This is a genomic window from candidate division WOR-3 bacterium (assembly GCA_026418155.1).
Taxonomy (GTDB): domain Bacteria; phylum Hydrothermota; class Tepidihabitantia; order Tepidihabitantales; family CAIPLT01; genus JAOABV01.
Genome location: JAOABV010000010.1, coordinates 16,732 through 31,750, shown reverse-complemented (window position 1 = coordinate 31,750; position 15,019 = coordinate 16,732). Strand labels below are relative to the sequence as shown.

Annotated in this window: 14 protein-coding genes; 5 read left to right on the top strand and 9 right to left on the bottom strand. The window is 35.2% G+C overall.

All coding sequences use genetic code 11. The features are described 5' to 3' along the window. Positions 1–69: 69 nt before the first annotated feature. Entirely contained in the window at positions 70–633 is a 564-nt protein-coding gene (locus N2201_02525) for a hypothetical protein (protein MCX7785094.1), read from the top strand. 106 nt (positions 634–739) lie between these two features. Here the strand turns inward: N2201_02525 and N2201_02520 are convergent, their stop codons facing one another. Both N2201_02520 and N2201_02515 read right to left on the bottom strand, forming a co-directional pair. After that, the gene (locus N2201_02520; protein ID MCX7785093.1) at positions 740–1,639 is read right to left on the bottom strand and encodes a permease; all 900 of its coding nucleotides are present in this window, start codon (positions 1,637–1,639) and stop codon (positions 740–742) included. 35 nt (positions 1,640–1,674) lie between these two features. Beyond that, positions 1,675–2,961: a replication-associated recombination protein A gene (locus N2201_02515; GenBank protein ID MCX7785092.1), complete on the bottom strand. Its 1,287-nt coding sequence runs from the start codon at positions 2,959–2,961 to the stop codon at positions 1,675–1,677. Positions 2,962–3,383: 422 nt separating this feature from the next. On the opposite strand from N2201_02515, the gene galE reads away from it, so the two are divergent. From galE to N2201_02495, 4 genes are all read left to right on the top strand, one after another. Beyond that, a complete protein-coding gene (gene galE / locus N2201_02510; GenBank protein MCX7785091.1) occupies positions 3,384–4,388 on the top strand; it encodes a UDP-glucose 4-epimerase GalE in 1,005 nt (334 codons plus the stop codon). Positions 4,389–4,640: 252 nt separating this feature from the next. Beyond that, positions 4,641–5,468, top strand: coding sequence for an agmatinase (gene speB / locus N2201_02505; GenBank protein MCX7785090.1), 828 nt, complete (start codon positions 4,641–4,643; stop codon positions 5,466–5,468). Between the two features lie 188 nt (positions 5,469–5,656). Further along, positions 5,657–5,824, top strand: coding sequence for a hypothetical protein (locus tag N2201_02500; GenBank protein ID MCX7785089.1), 168 nt, complete (start codon positions 5,657–5,659; stop codon positions 5,822–5,824). Positions 5,825–5,921: 97 nt separating this feature from the next. Further along, the gene (locus N2201_02495) at positions 5,922–6,086 is read left to right on the top strand and encodes a hypothetical protein (protein ID MCX7785088.1); all 165 of its coding nucleotides are present in this window, start codon (positions 5,922–5,924) and stop codon (positions 6,084–6,086) included. A gap of 109 nt (positions 6,087–6,195) precedes the next feature. On the opposite strand, the gene N2201_02490 is transcribed toward N2201_02495, so the two are convergent. From N2201_02490 to N2201_02460, 7 genes are all read right to left on the bottom strand, one after another. Further along, entirely contained in the window at positions 6,196–8,331 is a 2,136-nt protein-coding gene (locus N2201_02490) for a T9SS type A sorting domain-containing protein (GenBank protein ID MCX7785087.1), read from the bottom strand. Next, positions 8,331–9,710 (bottom strand): sugar transferase, encoded by a 1,380-nt coding sequence (locus tag N2201_02485; GenBank protein ID MCX7785086.1) that lies wholly within the window; start codon positions 9,708–9,710, stop codon positions 8,331–8,333. The genes N2201_02490 and N2201_02485 overlap by 1 nt, the downstream gene beginning before the upstream one ends. Before the next feature lie 71 nt (positions 9,711–9,781). Beyond that, positions 9,782–11,251 carry a Ni/Fe hydrogenase subunit alpha gene (locus N2201_02480; GenBank protein ID MCX7785085.1) on the bottom strand — a complete coding sequence of 490 codons (1,470 nt, stop codon included), beginning with the start codon at positions 11,249–11,251 and terminating at the stop codon, positions 9,782–9,784. Positions 11,252–11,415: 164 nt separating this feature from the next. Then, complete coding sequence (locus tag N2201_02475; protein MCX7785084.1) at positions 11,416–12,405, bottom strand: oxidoreductase; 990 nt, start codon at positions 12,403–12,405, stop codon at positions 11,416–11,418. A gap of 109 nt (positions 12,406–12,514) precedes the next feature. Further along, positions 12,515–13,102, bottom strand: a complete 588-nt coding sequence (locus N2201_02470) for a phosphoribosyltransferase family protein (GenBank protein ID MCX7785083.1) — start codon at positions 13,100–13,102, stop codon at positions 12,515–12,517. A 195-nt stretch (positions 13,103–13,297) separates the two neighbouring features. Then, positions 13,298–14,068 (bottom strand): orotidine-5'-phosphate decarboxylase, encoded by a 771-nt coding sequence (gene pyrF / locus N2201_02465; GenBank protein MCX7785082.1) that lies wholly within the window; start codon positions 14,066–14,068, stop codon positions 13,298–13,300. Positions 14,069–14,076: 8 nt separating this feature from the next. Next, a complete protein-coding gene (locus tag N2201_02460) occupies positions 14,077–14,952 on the bottom strand; it encodes a dihydroorotate dehydrogenase (GenBank protein MCX7785081.1) in 876 nt (291 codons plus the stop codon). Positions 14,953–15,019 lie beyond the last annotated feature (67 nt).

Here is a 15,019-nt window from a genome sequence, read left to right as displayed (position 1 = left end):
ATGATGTAGCGGTCGGTAAGTAATTGTTTTGTATAAAAATGCTCCGAACTTTATATATAAGGAGGCATTATGTTATACAAAACAACCACCGCTTTAATTATATGTGCCGTCTGTTTTGGTACATCCGCTACCGACATGGGTCTGCGGATTTCGACTAATATAACTGAAGAACTTGAGGGATTATATGTTCCGCCTGATACCTGGCTAACGGATACACTTCAAACACCTTATACTTGCTTCGCCTTAGATTTTCACATAACACCTTACAAAAATCTAACAATTCGGACCGGTATTTCTGAATTACGATTTTTATATGCAGGAGGAACTGACTTTCTAATCTTTCCGCAAATTGGCGCTGATATATCTTATGCTTTTCCCTTAAAAAGATTCTATCCTTACTTGACTTTTGGCTTATATTATCGCAAAATGCGTTGGCAGAAATGGTATAATTATCGGGCAGGTTTTGGTTTAGCATACCAAATAAATGATAAACTACGACCATATCTGGAAATTCAATTATGGGATAAAACTACTAAAGCCGAACGCGGTATCGATTGTTGGGGGCATTCTACCATTGAAATGTTAGGTTTAGCAAAGTTGCATCTCGGAACAAGAATTAAAATAAATAAATAAAAGCTTTTATTCCAAGTCTGCAAAAAACCAACGGGCTTTACTTTGATTCTTGGTAAAGCCCGTTTAATACATTTTCTCAAGAACTAAAATTAATTACAGGTTGAAACTATTGATTTATTAAAAAACTAAACAAATATCCCAAACCCAAGGATAAAATACTTAAAACTATTAAATATATAATCACGACTCTAAAGCCAAATTCTTTACCGAATACTAACAGTGTTCCGTAAGAAGTAACCGGTCCAATTAAAAGCAAAACCATTCCGGCACCGGGGTTCATACCCTGTCTAATTAAAGCATCGACCAAAGGCGGGCTTGAAGTTGAACAGAAATACATTAGGATACCAAATATTAATGCTAATGGATAAGCAATACTACCAGTTAGAAAATTTTTTATAAATACTCCAATCGGCGTAATCGTAACTACCATCGCTGCCAGAAAAATACCCAGTAAAGTCAAAGGCCCAATTTCCCTAGGCATTTGCACAAATGCAAATGTCAGAATTGATTTTATTCGGTTTGCGATTTTCTTATGGCAGTTGCATTCTCTTTCTTCTAAATTACAGCGCGAACAGATTATTTGGTCTTTGTTTCCTTTTGGTGTGTATTGGATATGATTGCCGATAATACCGAGCACAAGTCCGATAATGATAACTGCGACAAATATAAAGATAGCAAATTTTAGACCCAATACTTGTAATGTTACTAAGAATGCACTGACCGAAGTGGCAGGTGTTGCCACTAAAAAGGCAAAGATTGGTCCTAATTTTATACCCTTTTTATGAAAAGTAATAGCCATTGGTAAAGTGCCCCAACAACAAATCGGTAAGACCGTGCCAATCAGAGTCAATAAGAGAATTGGTTTAAGCCCTTTACCCGATAAATATTTTTCAATAATCTTCGTCGGAATAAATTCATGGATTATTCCTGATAATAGAAATCCGATTGCTAATGCCGGGAGAATCTCAATCAGATAATGATAAAAGTTCTGCAGTAATAATATCATCTGTGTCTATTCTAATAAATAAAAGCGAGCATTTTTTAATCTTTGTTATTACTTATCTTTGGGCTTTTGGGTGGATAATAATATTTTCTTCCTTTTAATGATGATGGAAAATGTTCTTGGTCAACTTGTGCTTCAGGATAATTATGAGCGTATTTGTAACCTTTACCATATCCAAGCTGCTGCATTAATGGTGTTACGGGATTTCTTAAATGTAAAGGCACTGGTTCCGTAAGACTTTCTAAGGCATCTTTTTTGGCTAATTCGTACGCTTTATAAATTGCATTACTCTTTGGTGCTAAGGCTAAAAAGACTACAGCTTGTGCTAATGCTAAATCACCTTCAGGACGACCAATAAAATCTACCGCATCTTTTGCCGCATTGGCAATTACTAATGCCAGATTATTGGCATCTCCAATATCTTCAGTCGCAAAACGGACTAACCTACGGGCAATATACAATGGGTCTTCACCGGCTTCGAGCATCCTCGCCAGCCAATATAATGAGGCATCTGGGTCAGAATCTCTTAATGATTTATGAAGTGCTGAAATTAGATTATAGTGTTCTTCGCCACTCTTATCATATAATAGAATCTTTCTTGAAGCCACCTGCTCAATTGTCTCTTGGGTAATAATTCTTTGATTTTTCTCATTAGGTTCAGTCGATTGAACTGCAATATCCAATATCATTAAAGCAACTCGAGCATCACCCTGAGCCAGATTAACAATATAATCTAAAATCACGTCCGAAACAATCGGATTATATTCTTTTAATCCATCGGGATGATTTATCGCACGCTTCAGAATTGTTTTAAGATTATCTGGAGACAATTGATGTAAAATATAAACTCGGCATCGGGAAAGTAAAGGACTGATGACTTCAAATGAAGGATTTTCTGTGGTTGCTCCAATGAGAATTATCTTTCCAGATTCGACATGAGGCAAAAACGCATCCTGTTGGGCTTTATTGAAGCGATGGATTTCATCCACAAAAAGAATTGTCGGTTTATTAAACATCTGCTTTTGGTATTCGGCTTCTTTTATCACTCGCCGAATATCTGCAATGCCCGAAGTCACCGCACTAAATTCAATAAAATGGGCTTTAGTATAATGAGCAATAATTCGGGCTAAAGTCGTCTTGCCTGACCCCGGTGGTCCCCAAAATATCATTGAGTGTAATTCACCCTTTTCAATGATTTTACGAAGCGGTCGATTTTGTTCTAATAGATGCTCTTGTCCAATAATTTCACTTAATTCTTTAGGTCTTAATCTTTCTGCAAGAGGAATATTTGATTTATCAGAGTGCAGACTATTGGATTTATTCATAAGACAATTATAAGTCTTTTATCCAAATGGTCAACAATTTCTTTATATCAAAATATTAAGTCGATTATGGTCGGTTTTTTGTACCTTCTAATTAATTTAGACAGCAGTCTAAAATCTCCCAAGAAAAATTATTTTAGACCTAATTATTTTCTTCAAACTCAGTAAAAAACAAGCATATTGTAATTTAATAATATAATAAAAATATATGTTTCCAAGAAAGATATAATTAAATTTTGGGATGGCTGTTACTAAGTATAAATAATCAACAACTGTATCTATTAAACCATCAAGTCGATTGCCATACCTTATAGTTTAATAACTTGATGACTCCTCTTAAATTTCAATCAACTTATTTTGAGATATTGACGATTACAGATTTTTGAGTAATGTATTATAGTTATAGTATTATTTTTTTAATAAATATGAAGCAAAAGCACTGTAAACTTGTACTTGTGACTGGTGGTGCCGGATATATTGGCTCAGTCACAAGTAAATTGTTATTAGAAAATAACTATCGAGTTGTTGTTATTGATAATTTGTCGTCAGGTAAAATAACTGCAATTCCTCAAGGGGCTAAATTTATTAAAGGCGATGTTGGAGATATTAACTTATTACGGAAAGTCTTTACTAAATATAAGTTTGATTGCGTAATGCATTTTGCCTCTTTGATTTCAATTGCGGATTCAATAAAAAATCCAGAGAAGTATTTTAAGAATAACGTTGTGGCCGGAATGAATTTGTTACAAGAAATGGTGGCGACGGGTAGTTGCCGAAGATTTGTCTTTTCTTCTTCAGCCGCAGTATACGGTGCGCCGAAAGCGATTCCCATAAATGAAGAGACTCCATCAAATCCTTTGAATCCATACGGCCAGAGTAAAAAAATCTTTGAACTGTTCTTAAAAGAATACACTAATTCCAGAATAATAGATTGTATTGTTTTAAGATTTTTTAATGCGGCTGGTGCATATATTACAGAAGATGGTATTTGGGGTGAAGACCACAGGCCGGAAACGCATCTGATTCCACTATTGTTAAAAACAGCCCTGAAACAGACAAAGATTATTATTAATGGCAATGATTATCCGACACCTGACGGCACTTGTATCCGCGATTATATTCATGTTTATGATGTCGCAAAAGCACATATCTTAGCAATGGATAATATGGCGCGCGGATTTGCAGTCTATAATGTTGGAACAGGAATTGGTTATTCTAATCTTGAAGTATTACAAATGGCGCAACAGGTAATCGGTCAAAAGATTAATTATAAAATTGGTAAAAGACGAGTTGGTGATTGTCCCATATTAATTGCTGATGTTGAGAAGATAAAGAAGGAACTAAGATTTAAGCCGGAAAAATCGGATTTGAAAACAATTATTCAGGATGCCTGGCTTTTCTGTCAAAACCAACTCAAAAAATATAAATAGATCTAAATTTAACTTATAAATGTTTATGCAAAAATCCAGTCAACACTTCAACATTTACGATATTTTTCGTTTCAGGTCAAAATAACTCTGAGACTGCAATACTGAAACACCATCAAAAATGTCAGGTCTGAGTTCAATAAGTAAAAAAATTTGTGGTTTCCGTGGTCTAGTGGCAAAATCGACTTTTACATTGTTCTCTTCAAAAAATGCTTGACAAGTTTATTATTTTCAGTATGATGGCATAGCCAGAAGATGGCATTGTATTTTGCAACAGCAACTTTAACTGAATCCCAAACGGTAGTGTTAGGTGTTCCCTATGACCGTTCCAGCTCATTTTTGCCAGGTTGTCGATTGGCACCAAATCAGATTCGTCTGGCAACAGAAAATATTGAATCCTATAGCCCTTATTTTAATAAGGATGTTGCCGATTTAAAAATCTATGATGCCAACGATATTATCTTATCCTATGCAACAATAAAAGATACTTTTGAGCAGATTCAGAATGCAATTTCGGATTATCTTAAAAATGGTAAAAAAATACTCTTTTTAGGTGGTGAACATACGATTACTTTACCCATTATTTCGGAATTCAAAAAATTCTACCCTGACCTTAATTTAATTCAGTTTGATGCTCATACTGATATGAGAGATGAATATTTAGGTGAGAAAATTTGTCACGCGACTGTAATCCGACGCATTGCGGAAATTTTGCCGTTAACAAATATTTTTCAACTAGGTATTCGTTCACTCACTGGACCAGCCAAGAATGACAATTTGTTTCTTTTTAAGGTCGAAACCTATCTTGACGAAATCATAAAGAAAATTGATAAAAGGCCGTGTTATTTAACTTTGGATATTGATGTCTTAGATTGTGGGATTATGCCAGCTGTGCAAACCCCTGAACCTGGAGGTATATCATATCACGAATTGTTCGCATCGATTGTAAAATTGAGCGGTCTAAATGTTGTCGGTTGTGATGTCGTTGAGTATAATCCGTTGGCTGATTCTAATTTGGCTTATGCTTCGGCGGTAGCAGAAATTGCTCGAGAATTGATTATAATGATGGATAAAAGCAGATAAAATTGGTTTTGTGATGTTGGGACAAACCATTTCGGAAAACCAGTTATCGACTTTGCGGTTGCCTTAAAACTTATCCCATAAAAATAAAATGGATACCATTAATAGCAAAAAAATAAATAAAAAATTTCCCAATAACCGGCATTGTGTTTATAAAAATGCGATGTCAAAACATAGGAGGAACCTAATCAATGTGTTGTCGTGCTTGTTCGGGCTATGAATTATGTGAAAAAAAAGCCCAACTTCGAGATGACTGTTGTCATCAATGTAAATATTTTGACTCTTGTATGGATCTATCGGATGAAGAAAAAGAAAAACCGAAAATAACGATACCGAAAAGACGATATATTAAAAAATGAAAATTGCGACGATGAAACCATCTATTTTGCAAAAATGCCATATTAGAAGAAAAATAAATAATCCAACAATCTAAAATTTATATTAATGGAGGTATAAATGTGTTGTGATATTTGCCCTTATTATGAAGAATGTGAAGAATTAGGCAAATTACGAGATGATTGTTGTGACGAATGTCCAGATTATGACGAATGTATGGCAGGTGGATTTGAAGAAGAATCAGACGAAGAATTTCTTGATGAAGAAGAACAAGAAGAATATTGATTTAGTTTTTGATTGTTAGGGTTGATTTATAATAAAGGTTCGGCACCTAAATCAATCTGCCTAATTTACTCGGGATTTAAGCAATTTTAGTAATCGGAGAGATGAATTTTTAACGGACAATCGCAAATTTAGTAATACCTCTGCCATAAGGTGAAGTAACATACGCCCAATAAATACCAGTGGGTAAATTGTTTGGTTCCCAGTGTAAAAGTTGTGAATATAATGTTGCAATAAGTGTTGTCACAAGTTTGCCCTCCAAGGTGTAGATTTTCACAATTGATTGATTGGGTAAGTTATCAAATGTTAGTGTCTGATGCTTGCTGACAATAAATGGATTGGGAAAAACCTTTATTTCCGAAAGTTGCGCTGGCGGTCCGGTTTGAAATTGAAATTGGCTTATTCCTTCTTTGGTGGCAATCAAAATTCGATTGCGAGCATTATCAATATGGAGCCATTGATAAAATGATTCGTCTTGATCAAGATTTGGAATAATCTGGCTGTTATCTTTAGTGTAAGTTATATGTTCTTGAGTATAAGGATTAAACATCGATAATCCATCTTTGGTAAGATACCATACTCGGTCTTGGCAATCCGTTTTTACACGCAGAATATTTTCGGTATTGAAAAACTGAAATGAGTCATCTTTTAATAATGCTAAGCCTTGAGAAGTACCAATATAAACCCGGTCTCGGGTATCAATCGCAATTGACTTAATTGTTTTTTCTGATGCGGTGCGATAGATTTTATAGTCATCATCAATCGGATTATCCAAGGTGTTATTGTAATCATACATAATAATTCCTTCTTGAGCCACCAGCCAAACGCGATTTTTACTGTCAAAGGCAAATTCATAACCATGGCGTTCAGGACGGGAAAGCCCAGGCACAGTAAAGACATATTCGCTGTCATTATTAGTAATGGCAATTATTTTATTGTCTTGATTATAGGTCCATTTAGTATCATTGTTATCAATGCCAAAGGCACCAATGACACCACGAGTGCCGGGCCAGGTTTTTAGAGACCAGGAGTCGGTTTGCGGGTCATAACAACTAATTCCACTGCTTCCTGCCCAATGTCCAACCCATAATCTATTCTGTTTATCAACTGCACAAACCCAACCATCAAATAAAGTGTCTCGTAATAGTTGCCAGTATTCATTGCCTTTTTTATAACTTATGGTCTTAAAATTATAAGTAAAACTCGGATAATGTGTTGTGTAGATTGTGCCTCCAGTATCCGATACAACGCAAGAGACATTATTTGAGATTGGGCTTGAAGTAAAATAATAGTGCCAGTGCTTAAAATAATATCGTAAGCCACCACCCAAAAATACTTGACCACCAACTCCGACCCATATTCCATTGGATAAATAGATGCATCTGGAATCTTCCCAAAGTATCACCGGTAAAGTTGCTGAAGCAAATAAGTTGCTTCGATCATAGTCAAAAAGAGCAGAGCGTGTTGCGATATAAAAATGGTTGCGTTCATATTTTAAGTCAAATATGACATAATTCTGTGGAAACATTTTGATAGTATCAAAACTTATTCCATTAAATCGGGATAGTGATTTTTCTGTTGCCACATATAGTGTATCGCCAATTAGTATCATCGCTTTAACGGAATCGCCAATTGCCCGATATATTGTGTAGTTTTGTAAGTTTCGGTTATATTTAATAACACCTTCGGGAAAAGTGCCTATCCAAAAATCACTGGGGCCAGCTTGCAAGGAAAAGATTTTTCGTCCCGCAACAGATGGTAAAGTCGGTTGTAGTATAATATCATCCGAAAACGGAATTGTGCCTTTGGTATCAATAAGATAAAAAGTGTTATTACAACTAACTAAAATTGTGTCGCCAGAAACATTGAGACAGTCGATATTGTCTGCAGAATGGTCAATTAGCGGATAACGACTAATTTCTTTTGTATTAGGGTTAAAGATAGCGAGACCATTGTTAGTTCCAAGCCAAATTTGTTGTGATTTATCGAATATCAGACAATTAATCCGATTCGAAGGTAGTCCTTCGACATTAGTATAATATTCAACAAATAATTCATCTGTTCGCGAAAACACGACCAGACCACCCCGAGTTGCACAATATAAATAATCTCCTTGACCAATAATGTCATTAATAAAATTGGTATTGGTATAAGTTCGCCATTGTGCCAAACAGATTGTAGTAATCAGTAATATTGCCAATAGAAAAGATTTAGTATTTAGCTTGCGCCATTTAGTATTTGCGTTCATCAGTATGCTCCTTGTGCCTTGATAACGACCTTGATTGTCTTTAACAGGATAACCAAATCCATCCAAATTGTCCAGTTTTTAACATAGTGTTCATCTAATCGCATTCTTTCTTCAAAACTCAAATCGCTTCGACCCGATACCTGCCAGAGACCGGTAATGCCGGGTTTGACTCGTCCAATAATCTCCATCGATTTTTTAGCATTTTCCACTTCTTTTATTAGGTAGGGCCGAGGACCAACTAAACTCATTTCGTTTTTGATAACATTCCATAATTGTGGCAACTCATCCAGACTGGTGCGTCTTAAAAATTTTCCAACCGGAGTTACTCTTGGGTCATTGGCGATTTTCAAATATTTTTGCCATTCCATTTTTAGTTTTGGAGAACTGTCAAGGATTTTTTCTAATCGCTTATCCGCATCGAGATACATGGTTCGGAATTTATAACAAGAAAAGATACGTCGGTTTTTGCCTAATCGTTTTTGGATAAATAAAATTGGTCCCGGTGAGGATAATTTAATTAGCATTGCGATAATCAAGTAAAAGGGTAAAAAGATAATCAAGAAAAGACTTGCTAAGACTAAATCAATAATCCGTTTGAAGAGTTGACTTTCAAAACGCAAAAGATTGTAACGAAACTTCATTACTAATAATGATTCCCATTGTTCAACGCCAACACCGATAGTTTGTAATTGCGCTATTGCCGGTATAACAAAAAATTCTTCGATTTTACCTTCGGCTTGTTCATAAAGGTCCAATAATTGATTTTGACTTAATTCTTGAACAGAAACAATAATTGAGTTGATTTTTTCTTTTCTCAAAATTTGGCTAATGTTACTATTATTAATTTGGTTAACCTCAATAAATGCAGTGGGTTGATAACCTAATGTAGTATGGTGTTGAAAATAATTCCGTAATTTTTGATAAGTTTCTTGAGTACTAATGACTAATAAATTATTCGACCAGATTTTTAATTTAAGTAGTATTTTTTTGACGATGAGTCGATAAATCGGTAATAAGATAAAATTGATGAGGAAAACTAATATGATGATTAGTCGAGAAACAATAAATCCGCGAGTAATATAAAGTATAATCATAATAATTGCAGTTGCAATGAGATTACTTTTATACAGTCGTCGAGTTTCCTCCCAAAATTCAAACCGTCGATTATAGAGTCCTTCGTAAGCAAAGATTAAAAGGTATGGTAACACTAAATAAAATCGTGAGATAAATACTTGAAAAGGCAAAATTGGTACTAACCAAGGGAAAATCTTTGGTAAAAGATATGCTCGAATTAAATAAGCTATCAGATAGGCAATGACAAGGACAAAAATATCTGAAATTAAAAGTATTGCGAAAGACAATATTTTTTTATAATTCATATTCTTAACTATTATATCTTAAACTCCGCATAAGAAAAATGTTTTCCGAAGACTGCTTGAGATTTTTTAATCTATTGGTTAATTGAAGCGATGAGATTTTTATCTTGGTCGTAGATTTTAATTTGTAAATGGATTGTGCCTAAAGTATGAGAGGCACAGGCAAAACAAGGGTCATAGGCACGAAAAAACATCTCGATTGAATTTAAGATTCCATCGACTAAATCTGGTTGGTTGATATTATTGTTTCTGATAAACTGGCGAGCGGCATTTTGAATTGACATATTAATTACACCATAATTATTAGTTGTGGCGACAATTAAATTGACTTTTTTAATTAACATATCCTCAGTTACTTCATAATGGTGGATTAAAGTTCCACGTGCGGCCTCGACAATCCCTATACCGGCTTTTTGTGGCTTGAAATTCATATTACGGATATTGGTATCAGTAATTTCTGGGTCAGAAAGAAGTTCCAATGCCCGTTCCGTAGCATATAGCAACTCAATTAATCTTGCCCAATGATAAGCTAAGGTGCTGGTAACTGGTTTGGTTTGAAAGGTCTGATACATTAACTCATATTCTTCTTGGGCTTTAGGTGTTGCCATACCGTCAGCCGCATTTAATCGACCTAAGGGTCCTACCCGATAAATACCGGATTCAATGCCCTCTTTTAATCCTTGAAAACCGATATTTTTAAGATAGGGGATTTTGACATAGGACCATTCTAAAACTTCTTCTCCAATATGATTGAGATAATCAGAAGGATGGAATTTAATAAATTCTTTTCCTTTGGGGTCAGTAACTCTAACCATGCCATCATAAAAATTGACTCGGTTTTTTTCATCAACCAAACCCATATTATAGACATTTAGCGATAATGCCGGATTAACAATTAAAGCCATATAACTCGGGTTTTCTAAAACAATTTTATGAAAGATTTCCAGTGTCTTTTGGGCAAATTCATAACAGGATTGAGCCATCCTTTCTATTTCAAGTTTATCATCTTTAGTTAGTGATTTGGTGAGCCCGCCGGGTAATCCACAAACTGGATGAGTTGGTTTGCCACCTAAAATTTCTGTCATCTTTTGCCCGTAAGCCCGATGTTTAATTACTTCATTGGCCAATTCCAGCCCCACTTTTTCAATCACTCCGATAATGTTTCGTTTCTCTTTTGGAGCAGTCGGTCCTACAATGAAATCCGGCCCGCCAAGAAAATAGAAATGTAAAATATGGTCGTAAATAATATATCCGCAATAGATAAGTTCTCTTAATTTTTTGGCGACTGAAGTCGGTTCAACGCCAAATGCCATATCCAAAGCTTTGGTTGCTGCAAAGTGATGGGCAACCGGACAAACGCCACAAATTCGGCTAGTGAGTTGTGGCATATCTTCGGCTTTTCTACCTTCACAGAATTTTTCAAATCCTCTCAACTCCGGAACCTGAAGGTAGGCTTCTTGAACTTCACCTTTGCCATTCAAAAATATTTCTATTTTTCCGTGTCCTTCTAATCTGGTAATTGGGTCAATTGTTATTCGGTTCATATTAATTTCCCGACACCAAGACAAAGAGGTACATAGTCTTGATGAGTCTTTGATTATACATTTATTTAATCCAGTCTAAAATTAAAAAACAAATACCGAAATCAAAAAAATATAGAAAGAAACATTTTTGTATTTATTTCATTTTTAATATAGGTTTTTTGTTGCTATTTTTCATTTTTTATTTTCCGATTTATGATTGCGGATGCTAAACCATACATATAGAATGTGCCAATCGGATCTTTGATTTTATCGATTAACTTTTCAACTTCTTCTTCAGTCAATTTTTTTTCTTCATCAATTTTAAGAATTGAGCCGATCGCACTAATCATCTTGGCGCCTTGGTCAAGAACTTCAGGGGCTGGTCCCATACAACCAGTGCAGGGCCAATTGCCATTAATACATCGGGTCTGACAGCCACTTCGGGTTGCTGGTCCCATACAAATAATTCCCTGTTCTAAAAAACAGATTTTCGGGTCTGCCTGAATTTCATAAACTCGTTTTATATCCGGCATCTTTTTATCTTGATTAGTATTTCGTTCACATTCATCACATAATGCTTTGATTGGTGCTAAAACTGTTCCTTTATCTGGCAATTGTCCTTTGGCAATTGCTTCCACAGCATTAGCAATTATTGGTACAGGTGGAGGACATCCTGGTAAATAATAATCGACCGCAACCACTCGGTCTAAAGGTTTTACCTCATCATAAAATTCAGGTAAAGTTAATTGAATATTATTTAATGAAAAATTAATTTGTGGTAATTTGTTTGCGGGATTATTGGTTGAGACGGTTTCTTGATAAGTAGTTTGGAAGATAGTTTGGCGGTTGTGTAAATTGGCTAAGCCGGGAATACATCCATGATGGGCACAAGAACCAAAAGCGATTAACAGTTTTGATTTTTTGCGTAAGAGTTTTGCCAGATGTTCTTGTTCTGCATTGCGAACTGAACCATTAAAAAAGCAAACATCAATATACTCATCCGGATAACTTTCCACATCTTTATATTTGAAATCAGTTGCCACGGGCCATAAGACAATATCTGCAAGATTTACAACATCTAAAATTTTCTCATTAAGGTCTAAAACTGCGATTTCACAACCACCGCAAGATGCGGCCCAATAAAAACCGAATTTAAATTTCTTGTTTTGCTCCATATTAAAATTTTTATAATAACAAAAATTAGAAAAAAGTCAACATTTGGATAAAGTAAAAATAAAATTAGGTCCTTGGAGTGGATGTCTTGTCTTAGACCTTACCATATTTTTATATCATCTTACTGCCGGGTTTTTCAATAGGAATATTCATCTTACATAAAGGACAAGATTCTGGAGGATAGTTTTCCACAGGAATTTGATAGCAAGCATATAATTCTAAAATTTTGTTATCTTGATAAAATGTAACAGGATTAGTTTTGCGGTCAATAAAAACACCGATGCCGATAATAGTTGCCGAATAGGTATCTAAAGCCGACAGGGTATCATTGATTGAACTACCTGTCGTTAGGATATCATCCACAATTAAAACTCGGTCTTCTGGATGAATAGTAAAACCTCGCCTTATCACCCTCCCTTTCTGGGGCGAAGGCGCAGTTTCAGCAAAGATGCATTTGACATTTAATTGCCGGGCAGCCTCATAAGCAATTATTACGCCTCCTGTTGTCGGTCCACAGACAATCGAGATGTTATGCTTTCGGAAATAGTCAACAATCATCTTGCAGAACATTATTACCAAATCAGGGTTTTCTAAAATACGAAATTTTTCAAAATAAATAGCACTATGGAGGCCTGAAGAAAGCAAAAAATGTCCAGAGCGAATTACGCCTTTCTCTTTTAAAATTGATTCAATTAACATCTATTAGTATTAGTCGAAATTCGAAATTATCAATTTATATTATTATTTAGCATTGATTGAATTTTCAAAAATATCGACTGAATATGAATTCGAGATTTATTTTTCATTAGGCTGAGCAAAGTTTTAAATTATAGTTGTTCCTCAAAAAACCTCATAAAATACGAATAGAATAATGAAATCGGAATGTGCATTTTCTCATTTAGAGGAATAGATTTTTAAGTCTTGTAAAATTTTTTCAATTAGACTAACTTTATCTATTGCCCGAATTATTGGTCGTCCGATAACAATATAGTCTGCACCTAATTTTGCGGCTTCAGCCGGAGTTGCAATGCGAGATTGGTCATCATTGGTTATATTTTGCATTTCATTTTCTCGTTCTTCTTCACTCAACATAGAAGGTGGGACTCTTATACCGGGCACAACCGTAATAAAGTCTTTACCGCACTCTTTTTTAATTGCTTCGATTTCTTTACTTGCACAAACCACACCATCTAAACCGCATTTTTTAGCCAAGCCGGATAATTTTAACACTTGACCAAGAATGCCAGCTTTTGATTTAGTTCCCCAAACATTTTTGAATTCTCTTTCGGAAATGCTAGTAAGGACAGTTACGCCGATAACTAAGGGTGGTTGTTTTATGCGTTTTTTGGCACAATATTCTTTGAGATGGTCAACTGTTTGTTTCATCATCACTTCGCCACCCATTGTATGGATGGTAAACATCGAAACCCCTAATCGAACACAAACTTCAGCGGCAGCGGCGACAATAGAAGGAATATCGCAGAATTTTAAGTCTAAAAACACTTTGGCATCTCGGTGCAAAAGATAGTCAATTAATCGGGAACCTGCATAGGTATATAAATCAATACCAATTTTATATATGTCAATCCAGCCCTCAGTTGCAGAAAAAATTTTCTTTGCTTTTTGTGTTGTGTCCGCCTGAACGGCTAAAATCAATTTAGTCATATATTATCTCAACTCTTGTATGGGCTCATTATATCAATTTCCTTTAATATTTCAAGTCCGACATAAGGGTTGCGTAGATTAGCGGAACCTATTTCAACTAAAACACTACCTGCTGACAAATATTCCAAAACATCTTTTCCGGTGGTAATACCACCACAGCCAATAATTGGAACTTTTAATTTTTGGCTGACATGCCAAACGCAATACAAAGCAAAAGGTTTAATTGCTGGACCGGAAAGTCCGCCGCTGATACCACCTAAAATCGGTTTACCAGTCTTATAATCAAATGCGATGCCATACAATGTGTTGATGAGACAGACAGCATCAGTTCCTGCTTCAACCGCTGCTTGTGCGGTCAGTAATGGGTCGATAAAATTAGCGGTTAATTTTGTAATAAGAAACTTTTTAGAAACATCCCTAACTGTCTTAACGACCTTATAGGTCATTTTCGGGTTTTGTCCGATTAATTTTTTAGTTTCAATATTCGGACAAGAAAGATTTATTTCTATACCAGCAATTAAGTCTTGGTATAATTCCTCGGCTAATGTCTTATATTCTTGAACTGAATTACCGGCAATATTGACGATTAAATTTGTTTTTAAAGGTTTTAGTCGCGGTAATATTTCTTTACAAAACTTTTCTACGCCAGGGTTTTCTAAACCAACTGAATTAAGAATCCCGGCTGAAGTTTCATATATACGAGGAGGTGGATTACCTTGGCGCGGTTTGACAGTCAAACCTTTAGTGACAATTCCTCCCATCTTATTTGCAACTTCAATAAACTTATCGCCCCATCCGAAAGTACCTGATGCCAAAATTAGCGGATTCTTAAATGTAAGGTTCCCGACCTTAACATTAGTGCATTTCCATCGAATATTTTTCATAATTCGATTGCTGCTAAAGTGAAAATTGAAATATCTGTCTTCATAATTCATTTGTCGCTAAATCAAA